Genomic DNA, 19826 nt, shown 5'->3' with positions numbered 1-19826 from the left:
GCGGCACACTCGTCGGGTGGGCGACCTCCTCGACCGGTGGCGGAACGCGGCCGTGGGAGCCGGGGCGACCGGCGCGGCCGACCCGGCCGACGCCGGCGAAGAGCTGCTGCGCCGGTGGCGGGAACCACACCGGCACTACCACACGGTGGATCACCTGACCGCCGTGCTCGACGCCGTCGACGCGTACGCCGGGCTGGCCGGTCGGCCGGACCTGGTCCGGCTGGCCGCCTGGTGCCACGACGCGGTCTACGACCCGCGGGCCGCCGGCGACGCCAACGAGCGGGCCAGCGCCGAACTGGCCGGGCGGCTGCTCGCCGGGCTCGGGGTGCCGCCCGACGCGGTGGCCGAGGTCAGCCGGCTGGTGCTGCTCACCGCCGGGCATGCGGTGGCCCCGGACGACGTCGACGGCGCCCTGCTCTGCGACGCCGACCTCGCCGTGCTGGCCGCCCCGCCACCCGCCTACGACCGCTACGCGGCCGCCGTGCGGCGCGAGTACGCGCACGTGCCCGAGCCGGACTTCCGCGCCGGCCGGGCCCGGGTGCTCAGCGGGCTGCTCGCCCTGCCCGCGCTGTTCCGCCTGCCGCCGACGGCCCAGCTGTGGGAGCGGCCGGCCCGGGCGAACCTGCACCGGGAACTGGCCGCGCTGACCGATCCGGCGTAGCCGCCCGGGCCAGGTGTTTCGGGCGGCGGAGGCCGGCCTCGCGGAGCAACCGGACCAGCTCCCGGCTGGGCACCAGCCGGGCGCCCAGCCAGACCGCCATGGCGAACCGCTCGGCGGGGATGTCGTAGTGATCGCGGTCGAAGCCGCGCCGGGGAGCCCCGAGCGCCTCGGCGAAGGCGTGCAGTTCGGCGTACGAGACGTCGCTGATCAGGTGGGACCAGAGCCGGCCCCGGGACGGCCAGCCGGGTCGGTCCAGGTAGAGCATGCCCACAAACCTAGCCCCGCGGATTGTCGATCATGTTGATGATCGACGGCCGGCGACCTAGCCTCTCCTGCATGGCCGCTTCCCCCCTCCTCGACGACCTGCGTGCCGCCCTCGGCGAGAGCGCCGTGCTGACCGACCCGGACCTGCTCCGGATGCACGAGCGCGACGAGGCGGACCTCTGCGCGGCGGGCAGCCCGCTGGTGGTCACCCGGCCGCGCACCACCGAGGAGGTGGTCGCCGTGGTCCGGGCGGCGGCCCGGCACGGCGTACCCGTGGTGCCGCAGGGTGCCCGGACCGGCCTCGCGGGCGCCGCGAACGCGCTGGACGGCGCGGTGGTGCTGAGCACCGTCGCGATGGACGAGATCCGGGAGATCGACCCGGTGAGCCGCATCGCCGTCGTGCAGCCGGGCGTGGTGAACGCGGCCCTGGCCGCCGCGGTGGCGAAGCAGGGTCTCTGGTATCCGCCGGACCCGGGCTCCTGGGAGTCCTCCACGATCGGCGGCAACGTGTCCACCAACGCCGGCGGGATGTGCTGCGTCAAGTACGGCGTCACCACCGAGTACGTCCTCGGCCTGGAAGTGGTGCTCGCGTCCGGTGAGGTGCTGCGCACCGGCCGGCGGACCGCCAAGGGGGTGGCCGGCTACGACCTCACCCGGCTCTTCGTCGGTTCCGAGGGCACCCTCGGGGTGATCACGGAGGTGACCGTCGCGCTGCGTCCCGCGCCGGCGGAGTCGCTCACCCTGGTCGCGGTCTTTCCGTCGACCGCGGCCGCCGGAACGGCGGTGGCCGAGATCGCCGCCCGCGGGCTCAGCCCGAGCCTGCTGGAGCTGCTGGACCAGACCCACCTGTGGGCCATCGAGGCGTACCAGCCGATGGGGCTGCGGACCGACGCGCAGGCGCTGCTGCTGGCCGCCGCGGACACCGGCACCCGGGCCGCGGACGACCTGGCCGCACTGGCGGAGGTCTGCGAGGCGGCCGGCGCCGACGAGGTCTACGCGGCCACCGACGCGGTCGAGGCGGCGGCGCTGCTGCAGGCACGCCGGCTGGCCCATCCGGCCATGGAGAAGTTCGCGGCGGACGCGTACCCGGGCGGCAACGGCGGCCTGGTCATCGACGACGTGGCGGTGCCCCGCGGCGCGCTGGCGGCGCTGCTCGACGGCGTGTCCCGGATCGCGGCGGAGTGCGACGTGCCGATCGGCGTGGTGGGGCACGCCGGGGACGGCAACATGCACCCGAACATCGTGGTGGACCGGGCCGACCCGGCCAGTCTGGAGCGCGGCCGGCGGGCGTTCGACGAGATCATGCGGCTGGGCCTGGAGTTGGGCGGCACCTGCACCGGGGAGCACGGGGTGGGCCTGCTCAAGCGGGACTGGCTGGCCCGGGAGATCGGGCCGGTCGGCGTACGGGTACACCAGGCGATCAAGGCCGCGCTGGACCCGACCGGCCTGCTGAACCCCGGAAAGGTGCTCTGAGGGCGATCAGCCTTCCAACTCGGCCGGCGTGGCCTGGGTGAGCAGCAGCAGGATCTCGCCGGCGGCCGGCGGCCGCTCCTCGCCCGGGCAGTCCTGCCAGGTGACCAGACCGGCGGCCGTGAGCAGGCTGGAGGTCAGCGAGTCGATGCAGGTGGCCCGGTAGCGCCGGGCCTCGTCGGTCTCCTTGGCGAGCCGCGGGTCGACAAGCATCTGCTGGAGCCGGCTCGCCTGCTCCGGGTCGAGGGACCCGGCGGAGGTCACCCCGTCGCCGGCGCAGTCGATGCACTTCCACGTGCCGTCCGGCTCGACCCGCAGCGTGCGCAGCGGCCCGTCCGCGCCGAGCTTCTGCAACAGGGCGACCTGGCCCGCACTGACCGTGGTCGGCACGTCGGGTGCCGGCAGGCCGGCGGCGGCACCGCCCGGTGTGGGCCTCGGATCCTCGGCCGACTCCGCGCGGCCCAGGGAGCACGCGGTCAGCGCGGTGGCGAGCACCGTGCCAATAAGCGGAATGAGCAGACGCGAGCGGGATCGGCGCACCACGCGCCGGAACCTACAGCACCGTAGGTTCCGGCCGGTACCCCTACAGCTCGGTAGCTTATGGCGGTCCGGGAGGGTCGCGGCCGGCGGCCGCCCAGCTTGGAGATCAGCTGGCGGGCAGCTCGGCCGGGTCGCCGTCCCCGCCCCGGTCGGCGGCGTAACCCCGGACGTCCGGCGCGCCCAACCGGGCCGCGTCCGCCGCGACGTCGTCCGGCATCAGCTGCGACTGCCGCTCGGCCTCGACCCGGGCCCGGTAGTGCTCGACCTCACGGGCACGCCGGGCGGCGTCCCAACCGAGCACCGCGCCCATCAGCTCGGCCGTGTGCTCCGCCGACTCCAACCCCCGATGGGTGGTCTCGATGGAGATGCGAGTCCGCCGGGTGAGCACGTCCTCCAGGTGCAGCGCGCCCTCGGCCCGGGCCGCGTAGGTGACCTCGGCGGCCAGGTACTCCGGCGCTCCGGCCAGCGGGGACGCGAGGAGCGGATCCGCGTCGGTCAGCGCCAACACGTCCAGGGTGAGGGTGCCGTACCGCTCCAGCAGGTGCTCGACCACACCGACCGGGACGCCGTGCCGACGGGCCAGGTCGGCCCGGTCCCGCCACATCGCGGCGTAGCCGTCCGCACCGAGCAGCGGCAGGTCGGCGGTGCGCGACGGGCGGACCCCGCCGAGCCGGCGGGCGGCCCGGTCGACCACGTCGGTGGCCATCACCCGGTACGTCGTGTACTTGCCGCCGGCGACGAGCAGCAGCCCGAGCATCGGTTCGATGACCGCGTGCTCCCGGGACAGCTTCGAGGTGGAGTCGGCCTCGCCGGCCAGCAGGGGACGCAGCCCGGCGTAGACCCCCTCGATGTCGGCCGTGGTGAGCGGCCGGTCCAGCACGGTGTTGACCTGCTTCAGCAAATAGTCGATGTCACGGGCCGAGGCGGCCGGGTGGGACCGGTCCAACCGCCAGTCGGTGTCGGTGGTGCCGATGATCCAGTGACCGCCCCACGGGATGACGAAGAGCACCGACGTCGCGGTGCGCAGGATCAGGCCGGTCTCGCCGGTGATCGCCGACCGCGGCACCACCAGGTGCACACCCTTCGAGGCCCGGACCCGCAGCCCCGGGCGCAGGCCGACGTCGTTGAGCATCCGGGACATGTCGTCGCTCCACACGCCGGTGGCGGCGATGACCGTACGGGCGCTCACCTCGAACTCGGCCTCCGGCGAGCCGGCCGGCGCCTCGAGGTCGCGGACCCGGACGCCGGTCACCTCGCGCGCCTGCCGGATCAGCCCGACGGCCCGGGCGCTGCTCACCACGGTCGCGCCGAGGCTCGCCGCAGTGCGGGCCAGGGTCACCACCAGCCGGGCGTCGTCGACCTGCCCGTCGTAGTAGCGGATCGCCCCGGCCAGCGCGTCGGCCCGCAGGCTGGGGAAGATCCGCCGGGCGCCCTCCCGGGTCAGGTGCCGGTGCAGCGGCATGCCCCGGCCGGTGCCGAAGAGGCCGGCGAAGATGTCGTAGGCGGCCACGCCGGTGCCGTAGTAGGAACGGCGGAAAACCCGGGCGGGCAGGCCGCGCAGCCCTCGGCCGGCCGGGAGCGGCACCAGGAACGGCACCGGTCGGACGAGGTGCGGCGCCAGCCGGGTGGCCAGCAGGCCGCGTTCGGTGAGCGCCTCGTGGACCAGGTGGAACTCCAACTGCTCCAGGTAACGCAGCCCGCCGTGGATCAGCTTGCTGGACCGGCTCGAGGTGCCGGCGGCGAAGTCGCGCGCCTCGACCAGGGCCACCTTCAGCCCGCGGGAGGCCGCGTCCAGGGCGGCGCCCGCCCCGGTCACCCCGCCGCCGATGACCAGCACGTCGAAGCGTTCGGCTCGGAGTCTGCGCAGGTCGGCGGTGCGGCGATCGGGCGACAGCCGGCCGGCGGCGGAACGGGACACGTTGGGGTCACGCACCCGTCCACCGTAACCGCCACGACCACTTCCGTGACATGCGCCGTCCGCGCCGTAGTGTCGGGGCATGGCGATCGGCCCCCCGTTCCCCGCTGGTCCGCCCGTTTCGCACCCGGCGGCGACCCCACGGAGCGGCCCGTGGCCGGTGGTGGCGACCGTGCTCGCCGGCTGCTGGATCGTGGCGGTCACCGTGCCCGCCCAGCTCGGCGGGTGGCTGGCCGACCAGGTGCTGCTCGGCTTCGGGCGGGACCGCGTCGCGTGGCTCTGGCCGGCGGCGAGCCTGCTGACGGTGCTGCTGGTCGGCACGCCCGCGCTGCTGGTGGCGCTGCTGCCCCGGTCGGCCGCGGTCCGGGCCGCCGGCCGCGCCTGGCTGGCCGGCGTCCTGGTGCTCGGCGCGCTCGGGCTGCTCCGGGCCGTCCCGCCCGTGCACCACGAGGCGTACCTGGCCGGGCTGGCCGCGACGGCCGCGCTGGCCGCGGTGGTGCTGCGCGGGCTCGCCCGACGGCAGCCGCCGAGCGCGCCGGACGCCGGGGAGGCCGGGAGGAGCGAGCGGCCGAGCCGATTGCGGCCGAGCGCGGTGACGCTGCTGGCGGTCGCCGGCGGGTTGGCGCTGTTGCTCCCCTGGGCCTGGCTGGGCGCGCTCGGCGGGCTCCTGGAGACCGTCCTCGCCGCGCTGTCCGCCGCCGCACTCGGTGCGGTGGCCGGCGTGCTGCTCGACGCCCGGTTCTGGTCCCGGTTCGCGCTCGGCGAGCCACCCCGGCCGGCGCGCCTGGTGCTGGTCGGCGGGCTGGTCGCCGGGGTGGCGCTGCTGCTGCTCGCCGCCGGCACCGGCCAGTCCGGCGCCCAACTGCCCGCCCTGTTCACCCTGCCCCCGGCCGGCTTCGCCCTGGCGGCCCTGTACGCCGCGGCCCGCCGGCAGCACACCGCCGAGGCCGTGCCGGCGGGCGCGACCCGCTGGCTGGTCGGGCTCGCCGTGTTCGGCCCGCTGGCGTTCACCGACCCGGAGGAGATCACCCTGCTGCTGGTCGGCACGCGGGACGTGCCGTTCTGGGTGGCGGTCGCGACCGGCGCCGGGCTCGCCGTCGCGCTGCTGGTCGCCGCCGCGTACGGGATGCTGCTGGCCCGGCCGCGTGGCCGCGCCCCGAGCCGCCGGACGGCGGCGGTCACGGCGGCGGTGCTGCTGGCCGCGCTCGTCGGCGTGGACCTCGGGCCGGGGCAGCCGGGACTGCACGGCGAGCGGCTGTTCGTCGTGCTGCGCGAGCAGGCCGACCTGTCCGACCTGCCGTCCGCCCCGGCGGGTCGGGCCGGCCGGGACGCCCGGGCCGGCGAGGTCTACCGGCGGCTGGTCGCCACGGCCGACCGCAGCCAGACCGACCTGCGCCGGGACCTTACCCGGCTGCGGCTGCGCCCGACGCCGTACTACCTGGTGAACGCCATCGAGGTGGACGGCGGGCCGGCGGTGCGGGCCTGGCTCGACCGCCGACCCGAGGTGGCCCGCGTGCTGGTCAGCCAGCGGCTGCGCCCACTGCCCGCCCCTGCCGGGATCACCCGGGGCACCGATCCCGCGCCCACCGGCCCGGAGTGGAACATCCGGCGGATCGGCGCCGACCGCGTCTGGTCCGACCTGGGTGTGACCGGCGCCGGCGTGGTGGTCGGCAGCTCGGACTCCGGGGTGGACGGTCGCCATCCGGCGCTCGCCCAGGGCTTCCGGGGCGGCGACGACTCCTGGTACGACCCGTGGGACGGCACCCGCGCCCCGACCGACCAGGGCGGTCACGGCACGCACACGGTGGGCAGCGCGGTCGGGCGCGACGGCATCGGCGTGGCGCCGGGCGCCCAGTGGGTCGGCTGCGTCAACCTCGACCGCAATCTGGGCAGCCCGGGGCACTATCTGGACTGCCTCCAGTTCATGCTCGCCCCGTTCCCGACCGGTGGCGACCCGTTCACGGCCGGCCGCCCCGAGCGCGCGCCGGACGTCCTCACCAACTCCTGGGGCTGCCCCGGGATCGAGGGCTGCGACGCGGGCGTGCTCCGGCCGGCCACCGCCGCGCTGGACGCCGCCGGGATCTTCGTGGTCGCCGCGGCCGGAAACACCGGCCCCTGGTGCGCCTCGATCGACGACCCGCCGGCGCCGTACCCGGACGTGCTGACCGTGGGCGCGGTGGACGACCGGGACCGGGTCGCGACGTTCTCCGCCCGCGGGCCGGTCCCCGGCGCCACCAAGCCGGACGTGCTGGCCCCCGGGGTCGGAGTCCGCTCCGCGATGCCCGGCGGCGGGTACGCCACGCTCGACGGCACGTCGATGGCGACACCGCAGGTGGCCGGCGTGGTGGCGCTGATGTGGTCGGCCGATCCGGCGCTCGTCGGCGACCTGCCCCGGACCCGGCAACTGCTGCGGGAAACGGCGACACCGGCCCAGCCGACCTACCGCTCGGGCGATCCGGCGGACGCGTGTGGTGGGCCCGCGAACGTCACCGGAGCCGGCCTGGTCGACGCGTACGCGGCCGTCCGCGCCGCCCGCGGGTGAGCGGGCTCCGTCGAGGCGGCCCGCCCGTGGGGTCTTGCGCGACCGGGTACCCGGTGATCTAGGGTCGGCCACCATGGACCCGGAGATCACCGTCGGCGAACTCGCCTCCGATCTGGCGCCGGCCGTGGCACGGCTCTGCGCCGCCGCACTCGACCTGCCGGAGGACGCGGCCGAGGCGGGAATCATCGTGGCGGCGCTCTGGCCGCGGGCCGCCGCCGACCGGCCGGTGGTCGCGCTCGGCGCGTACCGGGCCGGGGAGTTGGTCGGGGCGCTGCTCGGCTCGATGTCGGCGGCGGACCCCCGGCTCGGGCACGTCGACCTGGTCGCGGTCGCGCCGGAGCACCGCCGCCGGGGCGCCGGCCGGGCGTTGCTGACAGAGGCGGAACGGCGGCTCGCCGACCGGGGCGCGGCCGAAGTGCTGCTGGCGGGAAACCCGCCGTACTACGCGTGGCCGGGCATCGACGTCCGGTACACCCCGGCGGTCTGCGCCGCGTCGGCGCTGGGCTACCGCCAGGACCGGACGGCGTGGAACATGACCGCCGACCTGTCGTACGACGGTTCGCCGGCGCTGCGGTCGACGGAGGCCGCGGAGGCGCGGCTGGCCGGGCAGGGCGTCACCGTGCGCCGCGCGGAGCCGGCCGACGTCCCGGCGCTGGCGGCGTTCGCCCGGTCCACGTTCGGTGGCGCGTGGGACGCCGAGCTGACGGAGTCGGTCGGGCGGCCCGAGGCGGGCTGCCACCTGGCCGAGCGGGGCGGTGCGGTGCTCGGTTTCGCCGCGTACGGGTCGTCCCGACCCAGTTGGTTCGGCCCGATGGGCACCGCGCCGGCCGCGGAGGGCTCGGGGATCGGCGGGGTGCTGCTTCGCCGCTGCCTGCGGGACCAGCGGGCCGCCGGGCTCACGTCGGCACAGATCGGCTGGGTCGGGCCGGTGCCGTTCTACTCGGGCAGCGCGGGCGCCCGGATTGAGCGGGTGTTCTTCCTCTATCGGAAGTCACTGGAGAATTGATAATAGGGCGAATAGGGCATAGACCCGGATAACGCCTTTCGCCCACACCGGCCATCGACGCCCCCTACCGTTTCGGTAGAGGAGGCAGCCATGACCACGGACGACGAACACACCGAGGACGTCGCACCCGTCGCCTGGACACCGGTCGGAGATCTGCCCGGCCACCTGCCGATCGACCGGCTGGACTACGGCGACGCCGAGCAGCTGGCGGAGATGAGCGCCGCCGGTGACCCGGCCACCGAGGAGCCGGTCGAGATGGTCGACGCGCCGATCCAGCTCCGCGCGCCGTACGACCGCGACCAGAAGCGGCGCAACCAGCGCCGGCTGCCGACCTGACAGCGCCCGGCCACCGACGACGAACGGGGCGGGCCGCTGACGCGGCCCGCCCCGTTACCGGTCGGAACTGGACTCAGAAGTCCATGTCCCCGCCACCCGGGCCAGCCGGGGCGGCCGGGGTCTTCTCCGGCTTGTCCGCCACGACGGCCTCGGTGGTGAGGAACAGCGCCGCGATCGACGACGCGTTCTGCAGCGCCGAGCGCGTCACCTTGGCCGGGTCGATGATGCCCGCGGCCAGCAGGTCGACGTACTCGCCGTTGGCGGCGTTGAGGCCGTGGCCCGCCTCCAGGTTGCGGACGTGCTCGACGACCACGCCGCCCTCGAGGCCGGCGTTGACGGCGATCTGCCGCAGCGGAGCGTCCAGCGCGATCTTGACGATCTGCGCGCCGGTCGCCTCGTCGCCGGTCAGGTCCAGCTTGTCGAAGGCGGTCTTGCCGGCCTGCACCAGCGCGACGCCACCACCCGGGACGATGCCCTCCTCGACGGCGGCCTTCGCGTTGCGGACGGCGTCCTCGATGCGGTGCTTGCGCTCCTTCAGCTCGACCTCGGTGGCCGCGCCGACCTTGATCACCGCAACACCGCCGGCCAGCTTGGCCAGGCGCTCCTGCAGCTTCTCCCGGTCGTAGTCGGAGTCGCTCTTGTCGATCTCGGCCCGGATCTGGTTCACCCGGCCCTGGATCTGCTCGGCGTCACCGGCGCCGTCGACGATGGTGGTCTCGTCCTTGGTCACCACGACCTTGCGGGCGCGGCCCAGCATGTCGAGGCCGGTCGCGTCGAGCTTGAGGCCGACCTCCTCGCTGATGACCTGACCACCGGTGAGGATGGCGATGTCGGTGAGCATGGCCTTGCGGCGGTCACCGAAGCCCGGCGCCTTGACGGCGACCGACTTGAAGGTGCCACGGACCTTGTTGACCACCAGGGTGGCCAGGGCCTCGCCCTCCAGGTCCTCGGCGATGATCAGCAGCGGCTTGCCCGACTGCATGACCTTCTCGAGGATCGGGAGCAGGTCCTTCACCGACGAGATCTTGCTGTTGACGATCAGGATGTACGGGTCGTCGAAGACGGCCTCCATACGCTCCGGGTCGGTCATGAAGTACGCGGAGATGTAGCCCTTGTCGAAGCGCATGCCCTCGGTGAGCTCGAGCTCCAGGCCGAAGGTGTTGCTCTCCTCGACGGTGATGACGCCTTCCTTGCCGACCTTGTCCATCGCCTCGGCGATGATCTCGCCGACGCTGGTGTCACCAGCCGAGATGGAGGCGGTGGAGGCGATCTGCTCCTTGGTCTCCACGTCCTTGGCGAGCTTGAGCAGCTCCTCCGAGACGCTGGCCACGGCCGCCTCGATGCCCCGCTTCAGGGCCATCGGGTTGGCGCCGGCGGCCACGTTGCGCAGACCCTCACGAACCAGGGCCTGGGCCAGGACGGTCGCCGTCGTCGTGCCGTCACCGGCCACGTCGTCGGTCTTCTTGGCGACCTCCTTGACCAGCTCGGCGCCGATCTTCTCGTAGGGGTCCTCGAGCTCGATCTCCTTGGCGATGCTCACACCATCGTTGGTGATGGTGGGGGCACCCCACTTCTTCTCGAGCACGACGTTGCGGCCCTTGGGGCCGAGGGTCACCTTGACGGCGTCAGCGAGCTGGTTCATGCCCCGCTCGAGGCCGCGGCGCGCCTCTTCGTCGAACGCGATCATCTTGGCCATACGGCGTTGTCCTCCTGGACACTCACGGGCCACCCGAGTGTGTGTCCCGGATGGGCCGCCTGGTGTACGCACCTTGGGGCGTCGCCTCCTGGCGGCGACGACGTCTCCTCGGCCGGGCCGGATAGCCCGCGACGACCGGCCACGTGCCCTGCCGGCGGCTTGTCCCGCCGGCACGGCCGCGGCCCCACCGCCCCGACCTTTGGCACTCACGGTATGCGAGTGCCAATGACTTGTTTAGCACTCTCCCATGCCGAGTGCAAGCACGATGGCCCCGCTCAGCCGAGTTCGGCGGCCAGTCCGGCGCTGTTCACCGGGCGCTCCTGGGCCCGCTGCTCGGCGTACGTCACCACCAGCCCCACGAGCTGCACGAGATGGGCCGGGAGGGCCAGCACCGCGGCGACCGAGATCACCGCGACCACGCCGAGCGCCGAACCCGGACTGGCGAACGGATCGAGGCCGAACGGGGCGGTGCCCACCCCCTCCAGCACCGAGGCGACCACGGTGAAGACCACCACCGCGGCCACCACCAGCGCCACCCGACCCAGCAGCATCCCCAGCCGATCGTGGAACATGCGGAACGACCGGCCCAGCGGGTTGTCCCGCTCGTAGAGGTAGATCGGCCCGGCCATGCTGAGCGCGAAGGCGAGATAGATGCCGGGAAGCACGCAGAAACAGATGCCGACACCGACGATGACGCCGATCGCCAGCGTCCAGCCCCAGAGCCCGAGCGCCCGGCGTACGCCGTACCGCAGAGCCGCGCCCACGCTGACCGGCTCGCCGACCGCCTGGCGCGTGATCACCCAGGTCCCCGCGGCCCAGCCCAGAGCCTGCACCAGCCCGATCAGCAGGCTGCCGCCGATGAGCACCAGGAGGACGGTGGCCACGTCGGTGGCGAAGGTGTCGGGCAGCGCGGCCGGGTCCTGAGCGGTGGACGTCTCCCACTTCGCGCTCGGGTCGACGCCGTAGGAGAGCACCGACAACACCGCCGCCGGCAGCACCTGGGTGAGCAGCAGGATGGGCAACATCTGCCGCCAGCCGCGCCGCACCGCGCCGCCGCACCGGTCGAACCAGCCGCTCAGCCCGGCGCCGGGCGGGGTGACCAGCGGGTCGGACGGGTCAAGGCCCGGCGGGTACCAGCCGGGGACCGGCGCGCCCGGATACCAGAGCTGACCGCCGTAGGGATCGGCGCCGGGCGGATAACCGCCGGCCGGCGGATATCCCCAGCCCTGCGGCACGCCTGGCGGCTGGCCCCAGCCCTGCGCGGCGCCTGGCGGCTGGCCCCAGCCCTGGGTGGCGCTCGGGTCCCAGCCCGGGTGCGCACCCGGCTGGCCGGGCCGGACCGACGGGTCCCAGCCGGGCTGGCCCCACTGGCCGCCCGCGGCGGAAGGAGCCCACGGCGACTGGCCGCCCGGCTGCTGCCCGGCGGACGGCACGGCCGGACCCGACGCGGGCGGGCCCGCCGGAGCACCGGCCGGCGGGAGCCCGGCGGCGTCGGGCGCCGCCCCGGCCGGGGACGCACCCGCCGGCGGGCCGGACGCGCCGGGCTCACCCGGGTGCGGGCCGGACGGATCGGGATGGCCCGGCTGGGCACCGGACGGGTCGGACGGGCCCGGGGGCGGGGTGGCCGGGGGCGGCTGGTCGGACATGAACCCTCCTCAGCGACGGCTGGAACGGTTCACGATCTTCCTGGTTGAGGCACCCGCGGCGCAGCCCCATCCGGCACCGGCCGGAGAGGTGTCTGGGGGTGAGGCCGATCAGGCGATGACCCGCACCCGCTCGGCCTGGGGGCCCTTCTGCCCCTGAGCGATCTCGAACTCCACGCGCTGGCCGTCGTCCAACGCCTTGTAGCCGTCCATCTCGATCGCGGAGAAGTGGACGAACACGTCCTGCCCGCCGTCGACGGCGATGAAGCCGTAGCCCTTTTCGGAGTTGAACCACTTCACGGTGCCCTGTGCCACGGTGCACTTCCTCACTCTGCGCGGCGTGTCCTACCCCGCGCCGCCCGGGCACGGCCCGGCGCACGGGAACCACCGTTTCGGCGATCGGCGACGGCCGCTGAATCGGTGACCGAAATCGCACGCTACACGAGGTGTGACGGCGGCGCACGACCACAAATCGGGCATATCCGAATCGATGCCGGAGCGCCAGGCATCGTCGGCCATCGTTGTGGTAGGTATGCGGGCATGACGAGCACCCCGGGCGGCGTCGCAGCGGGACGGACAGCGGAGATCCGGCGGGTCCGGCCCACGGACGCGGCCCGGATGCGGGCGCTGCGGCTGGAGATGCTCGCCGACGCGCCGCTGGCCTTCCTGGAGACGATCGCCGACGCGGCGGCCCGCCCGCACGCCGAGTACGCCGCCCGGATCGCCCACACCTCCGACGGCGCGGACACCGCGCAGTTCATCGCCGACCCGGGCGGTCGCCTGGTCGGGCATGCCGGCGGCACGGTCACCCCGAGCGAGCCGGGCCTGACCGTCATCTACGCGGTCTACGTGACCCCGGCCTGGCGGGGCGGAGGGTTGCTCGCCGAGTTGGTCGACGCGGTCGCGGCCTGGTCGCGGGCGTGCGGCCGGCCGGAGCTGATGATGGAGGTCGTGGTCGGCAACGACCGGGCCTACCGGGCGTACCGGCGGCTCGGCTTCGTCGACACCGGTGTCCGGGTGCCGCACCCCACCGTTCCGGCGCTGACCGAACTCCAGATGCGCCGCCCCGCCTGACCCGCGGGCCGGGCGGGGGCGGCGCTCCGGAGGTGGAGACCGGCGCTCAGGCGTGCCGGCGCGACTGCACGATCCGGAACCGGTTCGCCACGTAGGCGCCGTCGGTGAGCGCGGCGTTGGCGGCCGCGTTGGCGCCGCTGCCGTGGAAGTCGGAGAAGGCGGCCGACTGGTTCACGAAGACCCCGCCGGTCAGGTTGCACGACAGGTGCACCCCGACCTCGATCGCCACGTCCTCGGCCGCGTCCAGCACGGCCTCGTCGGTGGAGTAGACACCCGCGGTGAGCGCGCCCTTCTCGCCCACCGTCTTCCGCATGATCTCCAGGCTGTGCGCGGTGGAGTCGGTCGCGATGGCGAAGGAGATCGGCCCGAACCACTCCCGGCCGTAGGTCGCGGTGTCCTCGGCGGCGAGCTTCACGATGGTCGGCGTCCGCACCACCGCGTCGGCGAAGGCGGGGTGCTCGACCGTACGCGACTCCAGCACCGGCTCGCCGACCTTGGTGACCTCGTCGAGCCGCTCCAGGATCCCGTCGTTGACAATGGCCCCGGTCAGCTCGACGCCCCGGGCCGGGTCGGCGGTGAGCTTGCCGACCGCCGCGGCGATCCCGCCGGCCACCTCGTCGAAGCTCTTGTGCCCCTGATCGGTCTCGATGCCGTCCCGGGGGATCAGGATGTTCTGCGAGGTGGTGCACATCTGGCCGCTGTAGAGGGTCAGCGTGAAGCCGAGGTTGCGGCACAGGCCGGCGAAGTCGTCGGTGGAGTCGACCACCACCGTGTTCAGGCCGGCCTTCTCGGTGTAGACGGCGGCCTGCCGGGCGTTCGCCTCCAGCCAGTCGCCGTACTCGGTGGAGCCGGTGAAGTCGACGATCCTCACGGCCGGGTGCAGGGCCAGCGTCGAGGCGAGCTTCTCACCGGGCGCCTCGGCCGCGAGCTGCACCAGGTTCGGGTCGAAGCCGGCCTCCGCCAGCACCTCCCGGGCGTAGCGCACGGTGACGGCGAGCGGCAGCACCGCGCGCGGGTGCGGCTTGACGATCACCGGGTTGCCGGTCACCAGCGAGGCGAACAGCCCGGGGTAAGAGTTCCACGTCGGGAACGTGTTGCAGCCGATCACCAGCGCCACCCCGCGGGGCACCACGTGGAACGTCTTGGTCATGCGCAGCGGGTCGCCCTTGCCGGCCGCCTTCTCCCAGCCGGCCGTGCCCGGGTGCCGGGTCATCTCGGCGTACGCGTAGGCGAGCGCCTCCAGTGCCCGGTCCAGCGCGTGCGCGCCGCCGGCCTGGAACGCCATCACGAACGCCTGGCCGCTGGTGAACTGCACCGCGTTGGCCAGCTCGAAGACGTTCTTGTGCAGCCGATCGAGGATCTCCAGGCAGACCCCCACCCGGGCCTGCGGGCCGGCGTCGCGCCAGGCGGGCAGCGCGGCGGTCGCGGCGGGGACCAGCTGGTCGGCGGTCGCGTGCGGGTAGCGGGCGTTCAGCTCGACGCCGAACGGGCTGACCTCGGTGGCGACCGTGCTGCCGTCACCGGGCTGGTCGAGGGGGAAGTCGGCGTTCAGGTAGGCCTCGAAGGCGGCCTTCCCGTCCGCGGCGGCCGTCTCGCCGTACACCCGGGGGCTGGGCGATTCGGGGTAGGCGGACCAGTACCCGCGCTCCGTGATGGCGGTCAGCGCACGGGTGAGGGTGTCGGCGTGCCGGTCGTACAGGGGGTGCGGGGTCTCCGTCATGCCCGCCATCATGCAACAGGAAGCACCAAAATCAGTAGGCCCGTGTCACAACTCGGATCGTCTTCGCCGCCCCTGCGCCGGTATGACCAGGCCGGGTCCGGGTAACCGCGCGGCCTGCGGAAGGAGGGGGCGGCCACGGGTGGGAACCACCGAGATCCGGGTGCACGGGGTCGCCGACCGCGGCCCCGAGGCGGTGCTGGACCGGCCGATCGTGAGCCGCGTCGCCGGCGACCGGGACGCCGGCTTCTACCGGGTGCACCCCGACCTCGGTGATCCGCACGGTGCCGCCGGCGCGACCCTGGAGGCGTACCGCTGGAGCGGGCTGGCCGGGGGAACGGCCACCCGGACCGTCTCGCTGGTCCTGCTCCTGCCCTTCATGCTGGCCAACACCGCCATCTGGATGCTGCCCTCCGGCCACCGCACGGAAACGGCTGGCAAGGCGATCTGCCGGCTGCTCGCCGCGACCCTCACCGCGATGTACGTGCTGTCGATCGTGGGCGTGGCCGTCGACCTGATCGCCTGGCAGTGCGCGGAGTACCCGCGCTGCATGGAGGGCCGACGGGAGATCTCCTGGCTGGGTGGCCTGCCGCCCGGGCAACGTCTGGCGGTGCTCGCCGTGCTGCCGCTCCTCGCGATCGCGCTGGTGTGGTGGCTCGGCGGTCGCACCTGGCAGCTCCCGGAGAACACCGGTGCGGGGCCGGCGGCGCTGGGCGCCCACCGGCTCGACAACCCGGCGTTCTGGGACAACCGGGCCCTGTTGCTCCGGCTCCGCGCACTGCACGTGGCGATCGCGCTGGCCACGCTCGACCTGGCCCTGCTCCGGGCCCTCGCCCCGCACGACCGCGGGTTCCCGGGCTACGCGCTGCTCGCCGCCACCGCCGCCCTGCTCGCCGTCGCGCTGGCGCTCCTCTGCGTGCGCCAGGTCGAGCGGCGGGGAGGCGCCCTGTGGTCACCGCGCACGGTCCGGCTGCTGGGCCGGGGCGCGGTCGTGTTGACGCTGCTGACCCTGGTGTACGCCGCGGCGCCGCGAGCCTCCTGGTCCGCCGTCGGTAGCCTGCCGGGTTACGACGGACTGGTGGCCCTGCTGTTCGCCGTCCAGATGCTCCTGGTCCTGGCGCTGACCGCCCTCGTCCTCATCTGGGCGCCGACGCGGGGTCGCCCGGCGCTGCTCGGTCTCGCCGCTCCGCTCGTGGTCTCGGTCGCGATCGGGCTGGCCGTGTCGTACTCGTCCGGGCTGAACTACGGCATCGCCGAGTACCTCGACCGCGGTTCCAGCCCCACTCCCGCCCGCCCCCTGCCCGAGGGCGCGCCGCCGCTGTCCCCGCCGGTCGCGTTCCGCTGGGCGGCCCTGGGCGTCTCGGCCGCGCTGCTGTTCGCCGGCACGGTGGCCGTGGTGGCACGTCTCTACCAGCGGTCACGGCACCGACGGGCGGCGGAGGAGATCGTCCGCCGGGAGTTCCCGGAGGTGCCCCGAGCGGCGCCGGAACGGGCGCGGGCGGTCCTCGACAAGATCATCCGAGCCCGGACCGCGGACCGCCTCGGCCCGCTGTTCGTGGCGGCATACGCGCTGCTGGCCGTGCTGGGCCTGGGGGCCGCCGGGCTGTCGATGCGGCACGCGGGGCCGGAGGACGTGGCCCATCTGGTGGGTGGACCGTCGCTGGCCAACCCGATGATCTTCGTGACCGATCTGGGCGGCCTGGTCATCGGGCTGTTCGCGCTGGCCCTGTTCGGGGCGGGGCTGTTCGCGTACCGGTCGCCCGCCATCCGGGTGGTCGGTGTGCTTTGGGAGCTGGCCACGTTCTGGCCGCGCGCGGCACACCCGCTGGCCGCCCCCTGCTACGCCGAGCGCGTGGTGCCGGACCTCACCCGCCGGATCACGCACCTCACCGCCGGCGGGGACACGGTCGTGCTCTCCGGGCAGAGCCACGGCAGCGTGCTGGCGGCGGCGACCGTCCTCCAGTTGCCGGCCTCCGCCCGCGCCCGCGTGGCGCTGTTGACCTACGGCACCCCGCTCGGGCGGCTCTACAGCCGGGTCTTTCCGGCCTACCTCGGGCCCGACGCGCTGCGCGAGGTGGGCGAGCGGCTGGACTGGCGGTGGCTCAACCTGTGGCGGCAGACCGACCCGATCGGCGGGCCGGTCTTCGACCCGGACGGCGCGGCTCCGGACGGCGCCGGCCATGTGGATCGCCGGGCGCGGGATCCGGCGGGGCTGCTGATTCCGCCCGGGGACACCGTCCCGCCGAAGATCAGTGGGCACAGGTTCGTCCCGGACGACGACTTCCGCCGCGCGGTGGAGGACCTGGTACGGCGACTGCACCCGCCGGGTCACCGCGACGGCGGGTCGGCGGTCAGACCGTGAGCTGCCAGTCGGTCCAGCCGTCCACCGGTCGGAAGCCGAGCTGCTCGTTGATGACGATCATGTGACTGTTGGACGCCGCGTTGAAGGTGTCGATCGCCCGCACCGCCGGCTCGTGGGCGAGCAGGTGCCGCAGGTTCTCGATCTTGACGAGCAGCCCGAGGCGGCGCCCGCGATGCGCCGGGTCGACGATGGTGATCTGCTGGAACGCGTGCCAGTCGGCAGAGGCGCCCACGTCGAGCAGGGTCCACGCGACCAGCCGGCCGGACTCCTCGTGCCGGACCGCGACGTGGTACTGCCGACGGCCACGTGCGGCGAGCGCCCGCTCGGTGCCCCGGATCCGGTCGGCGTCGACCTGCTCGGCCTCCCACTCCAGGTCGCCCAGCGGCGCGTCGGTCGACAGCCGGCCGTCCAGGTAGGCGATGTCGGCGACGTACTCCGCCGGGATGAGGCCGTGCCACCGGATCGTGCGGTAGCCCGTGGCGTGCGCTCGGGCATCGGCCAGCACGTCGTCGAGCGCCACCTGGTCGACCGTGGACGTCTCCAGCCGGCGGCGGACCTCGGCGAGCGCGGGCCGCGCGCCCATCGCGGTGGCGAACGCGGCACCCGCCGTCGACCGCGCCGGGCCGCCCGGCAACGCCGCGACGGCCATCCCGATGACCCGCTTGCGGCCGTGCTCGCGCAGCAGGCGGAGGCAGTGCTGGTGCAGGGCCCGGCCCACCCCCCGCCGCCGGTGGGCCGGATGGACGATCAGGTCGGCGGTGGCGTTGTCGGTGTTGTCCAGCTGAGGCAGGTCCAGCGCCAGATAGCCGGCGGGGACACCGTCGAGCCGGGCCAGCGCCCAGAGCGTGGCGGTGCCGGGCATCGGGTGGTGCAGCAGGCCCTCGAAACGCTGCCGGCAGAAGGGCGGGAAGTCGGGCAGGTCGGCGTCGTTGGCCGCGGACCCGACCCGGTAGGCCTCGTCGATCGCGGCCGGGTCGGCGGCGTCGAACGGCGCGATCGTGATGCTCATGCCCGAAGCGTGCGCCCCGGAAAGGCGATCGGGCCAGCGAATTTCCGCTGGCCCGATCGGACGTTGGTCGGGAGGGACACTCGCACAACGCCTCCGGCGTTGGGTCGCAAGAACTTCAAAAGTCTTCGGCGAAGAGCCCTCCCGCACGGAGCATCTTGCGCCGTCCGGTTCCTGCCGTCAAGTCCATACCGGCGGGTTTTCCGCACCCAGAGCGAAAAGCCGGTTACCCGGCGGATCGAACGGATCCCCCGTCCGGGCGATCCACCGGCTCCACCGCACCGGCGGACGGGCGGGCCGAGGTCAGCCGAGCAGGCCGGCGTCCCGGGCCGCCCGCAGGGACGGGCGGATGTGGTGCGTGGGGCCGACCTGGCCAGCGACCGCGTCGATGGTCTTCAGACCCTCGCCGGTGTTGAAGACGACGGTCTCCGCGGTCGGGTCGAGCCGGCCCGACTCGACCAGCTTGCGCAGCACCGCCACGGTGACCCCGCCGGCCGTCTCGGCGAAGACGCCGGTGGTCCGGGCCAGCAGGCGGATGCCGGCGCGGATCTCCTCGTCGTCGACGTACTCCATCCAGCCCCCGGTACGACGTACCGCTTCCAGGGCGTAGAGGCCGGCCGCCGGGTCGCCGATGTTCAGCGACTTGGCGATGCCGGTCGGCTTGACCGGGATGATGGTGTCGGTGCCGGAGTGCAGCGCGGTGGCGATCGGATTGCAGCCGGCCGACTGGGCGCCGAAGACCTTCCAGCCGCCGGCCGGCGCCTCGACCAGACCGATCTCGACCAGCTCGGAGAACGCCTTGTCGATCTTGGTGAGCAGCTCGCCGGACGCCATCGGGATCACCACCTGGGCCGGGATTCGCCAGCCGAGTTGCTCGGCCACCTCGTACCCGAGCGTCTTGGAGCCCTCCGCGTAGTAGGGGCGCACGTTCACGTTGACGAACGCGGTGTCCTCGAACTCGTCGGTCTCGACCAGCTCGCCGCAGAGGCGGTTCACGTCGTCGTACGAGCCGTCGATGGCGACCAGGTCGCCGCCGTAGACCGCAGTCGTCACGACCTTGCCCTGCTCCAGGTCGGAGGGGATGAAGACCACCGACGGCACCCCGGCCCGGGCCGCGTGGGCGGCCACCGAGTTGGCCAGGTTGCCGGTGGAGGCGCAGGCGAACCGGGTGAAGCCGAGCGCCCGGGCGGCGGTCAGCGCCACCGAGACGACCCGGTCCTTGAACGAGTGGGTCGGGTTCGCGCTGTCGTCCTTGACCCAGAGCGGAGCGGTGATGCCCAACTCGGCGGCGAGGTGCGGGGCGGCGACCAGCGGGGTGAGACCCGGGTTCAGGGTGACCCGGACGGCCGGGTCCTGGCCGGCGGGGAGCAGTGCGGCGTACCGCCAGATGTTCCGCGGGCCGGCCTCGATCTGCTCGCGGGTGACGGTGGCCAGCGCGGCGGCGTCGTAGTCGACCTCCAGCGGGCCGAAGCACTCGTAACAGGCGTGCTGCGCGGCGAGCGGGTAGCGGGCCTGACAGGCGCGGCAGACCAGGGCGCGGGCGGGGCTGGCGGTGGTGTCGATGCCGGACGGGGCGACGGTCGACGTCATGTCG

At 74.2% G+C, this 19826-nt stretch carries 16 protein-coding genes; 7 read left to right on the top strand and 9 right to left on the bottom strand.

The window, feature by feature from the left end; translation table 11 throughout:
* Positions 1–16: 16 nt before the first annotated feature.
* Entirely contained in the window at positions 17–661 is a 645-nt protein-coding gene (locus O7603_RS23805) for a metal-dependent phosphohydrolase (protein WP_281572005.1), read from the top strand.
* Here the strand turns inward: O7603_RS23805 and O7603_RS23800 are convergent.
* Positions 543–926: a DUF4031 domain-containing protein gene (locus O7603_RS23800; RefSeq protein WP_348651032.1), complete on the bottom strand. Its 384-nt coding sequence runs from the start codon at positions 924–926 to the stop codon at positions 543–545. The two genes, O7603_RS23805 and O7603_RS23800, sit on opposite strands and share 119 nt — an antisense overlap.
* Positions 927–997: 71 nt before the next feature.
* Between O7603_RS23800 and O7603_RS23795 the strand changes: the two genes are divergently transcribed.
* Positions 998–2398 (top strand): FAD-linked oxidase C-terminal domain-containing protein, encoded by a 1401-nt coding sequence (locus O7603_RS23795; RefSeq protein WP_281572004.1) that lies wholly within the window; start codon positions 998–1000, stop codon positions 2396–2398.
* 6 nt (positions 2399–2404) lie between these two features.
* Here the strand turns inward: O7603_RS23795 and O7603_RS23790 are convergent, their stop codons facing one another.
* Together O7603_RS23790 and O7603_RS23785 are read right to left on the bottom strand one after the other, a co-directional pair.
* Positions 2405–2938, bottom strand: a complete 534-nt coding sequence (locus tag O7603_RS23790) for a hypothetical protein (RefSeq protein ID WP_281572003.1) — start codon at positions 2936–2938, stop codon at positions 2405–2407.
* A gap of 103 nt (positions 2939–3041) precedes the next feature.
* Positions 3042–4853, bottom strand: coding sequence for a glycerol-3-phosphate dehydrogenase/oxidase (locus O7603_RS23785; RefSeq protein WP_281576781.1), 1812 nt, complete (start codon positions 4851–4853; stop codon positions 3042–3044).
* A 79-nt stretch (positions 4854–4932) separates the two neighbouring features.
* Here O7603_RS23785 and O7603_RS23780 point away from each other — a divergent pair, with 79 nt between their 5' ends.
* The 3 genes from O7603_RS23780 (at position 4933) to O7603_RS23770 (ending at position 8734) form a co-directional block, all read left to right on the top strand.
* Positions 4933–7392, top strand: a complete 2460-nt coding sequence (locus O7603_RS23780) for a S8 family serine peptidase (protein ID WP_281572002.1) — start codon at positions 4933–4935, stop codon at positions 7390–7392.
* 73 nt (positions 7393–7465) lie between these two features.
* Positions 7466–8398, top strand: coding sequence for a GNAT family N-acetyltransferase (locus tag O7603_RS23775; RefSeq protein ID WP_281572001.1), 933 nt, complete (start codon positions 7466–7468; stop codon positions 8396–8398).
* 90 nt (positions 8399–8488) lie between these two features.
* A complete protein-coding gene (locus O7603_RS23770; protein ID WP_281572000.1) occupies positions 8489–8734 on the top strand; it encodes a hypothetical protein in 246 nt (81 codons plus the stop codon).
* Between the two features lie 73 nt (positions 8735–8807).
* On the opposite strand, the gene groL is transcribed toward O7603_RS23770, so the two are convergent.
* From groL to O7603_RS23755, 3 genes are all read right to left on the bottom strand, one after another.
* Positions 8808–10430, bottom strand: coding sequence for a chaperonin GroEL (gene groL / locus O7603_RS23765; protein WP_281571999.1), 1623 nt, complete (start codon positions 10428–10430; stop codon positions 8808–8810).
* A 275-nt stretch (positions 10431–10705) separates the two neighbouring features.
* Positions 10706–12076: a hypothetical protein gene (locus O7603_RS23760; protein WP_281571998.1), complete on the bottom strand. Its 1371-nt coding sequence runs from the start codon at positions 12074–12076 to the stop codon at positions 10706–10708.
* Between the two features lie 108 nt (positions 12077–12184).
* Positions 12185–12388, bottom strand: coding sequence for a cold-shock protein (locus O7603_RS23755; protein ID WP_067305333.1), 204 nt, complete (start codon positions 12386–12388; stop codon positions 12185–12187).
* A 225-nt stretch (positions 12389–12613) separates the two neighbouring features.
* On the opposite strand from O7603_RS23755, the gene O7603_RS23750 reads away from it, so the two are divergent.
* On the top strand, positions 12614–13147 hold the full coding sequence (locus O7603_RS23750; protein ID WP_281571997.1) for a GNAT family N-acetyltransferase: 534 nt from the start codon (positions 12614–12616) through the stop codon (positions 13145–13147).
* 46 nt (positions 13148–13193) lie between these two features.
* Here O7603_RS23750 and paaN read toward each other — a convergent pair whose 3' ends face one another.
* Positions 13194–14867 (bottom strand): phenylacetic acid degradation protein PaaN, encoded by a 1674-nt coding sequence (gene paaN / locus O7603_RS23745; RefSeq protein WP_281571996.1) that lies wholly within the window; start codon positions 14865–14867, stop codon positions 13194–13196.
* A 139-nt stretch (positions 14868–15006) separates the two neighbouring features.
* Here paaN and O7603_RS23740 point away from each other — a divergent pair, with 139 nt between their 5' ends.
* On the top strand, positions 15007–17226 hold the full coding sequence (locus O7603_RS23740) for a hypothetical protein (RefSeq protein WP_281571995.1): 2220 nt from the start codon (positions 15007–15009) through the stop codon (positions 17224–17226).
* On the opposite strand, the gene O7603_RS23735 is transcribed toward O7603_RS23740, so the two are convergent.
* Together O7603_RS23735 and thrC are read right to left on the bottom strand one after the other, a co-directional pair.
* The gene (locus O7603_RS23735) at positions 17216–18235 is read right to left on the bottom strand and encodes a GNAT family N-acetyltransferase (protein WP_281571994.1); all 1020 of its coding nucleotides are present in this window, start codon (positions 18233–18235) and stop codon (positions 17216–17218) included. The genes O7603_RS23740 and O7603_RS23735 overlap by 11 nt on opposite strands.
* A 300-nt stretch (positions 18236–18535) precedes the next feature.
* Complete coding sequence (gene thrC, locus O7603_RS23730; RefSeq protein WP_281571993.1) at positions 18536–19822, bottom strand: threonine synthase; 1287 nt, start codon at positions 19820–19822, stop codon at positions 18536–18538.
* Positions 19823–19826 lie beyond the last annotated feature (4 nt).

It is taken from the genome of Micromonospora sp. WMMD812 (assembly GCF_027497215.1).
GTDB lineage: Bacteria > Actinomycetota > Actinomycetes > Mycobacteriales > Micromonosporaceae > Micromonospora.
The sequence above is the reverse complement of the archived record's forward strand: the minus strand, read 5'-3'. Positions and strand labels throughout refer to the sequence as shown.

What these genes read in the sequence shown, in the direction of transcription:
- O7603_RS23795 (WP_281572004.1), top strand. Translation starts at nt 998, where the DNA reads ATGGCCGCTTCCCCCCTCCTCGACGACCTGCGTGCCGCCCTCGGCGAG.
- O7603_RS23750 (WP_281571997.1), top strand. Translation starts at nt 12,614, where the DNA reads ATGACGAGCACCCCGGGCGGCGTCGCAGCGGGACGGACAGCGGAGATC.
- O7603_RS23775 (WP_281572001.1), top strand. Translation starts at nt 7,466, where the DNA reads ATGGACCCGGAGATCACCGTCGGCGAACTCGCCTCCGATCTGGCGCCG.
- O7603_RS23735 (WP_281571994.1), bottom strand. Translation starts at nt 18,235, where the DNA reads ATGAGCATCACGATCGCGCCGTTCGACGCCGCCGACCCGGCCGCGATC.
- O7603_RS23770 (WP_281572000.1), top strand. Translation starts at nt 8,489, where the DNA reads ATGACCACGGACGACGAACACACCGAGGACGTCGCACCCGTCGCCTGG.
- O7603_RS23800 (WP_348651032.1), bottom strand. Translation starts at nt 926, where the DNA reads ATGCTCTACCTGGACCGACCCGGCTGGCCGTCCCGGGGCCGGCTCTGG.
- paaN (WP_281571996.1), bottom strand. Translation starts at nt 14,867, where the DNA reads ATGACGGAGACCCCGCACCCCCTGTACGACCGGCACGCCGACACCCTC.
- thrC (WP_281571993.1), bottom strand. Translation starts at nt 19,822, where the DNA reads ATGACGTCGACCGTCGCCCCGTCCGGCATCGACACCACCGCCAGCCCC.
- O7603_RS23760 (WP_281571998.1), bottom strand. Translation starts at nt 12,076, where the DNA reads ATGTCCGACCAGCCGCCCCCGGCCACCCCGCCCCCGGGCCCGTCCGAC.
- O7603_RS23780 (WP_281572002.1), top strand. Translation starts at nt 4,933, where the DNA reads ATGGCGATCGGCCCCCCGTTCCCCGCTGGTCCGCCCGTTTCGCACCCG.
- groL (WP_281571999.1), bottom strand. Translation starts at nt 10,430, where the DNA reads ATGGCCAAGATGATCGCGTTCGACGAAGAGGCGCGCCGCGGCCTCGAG.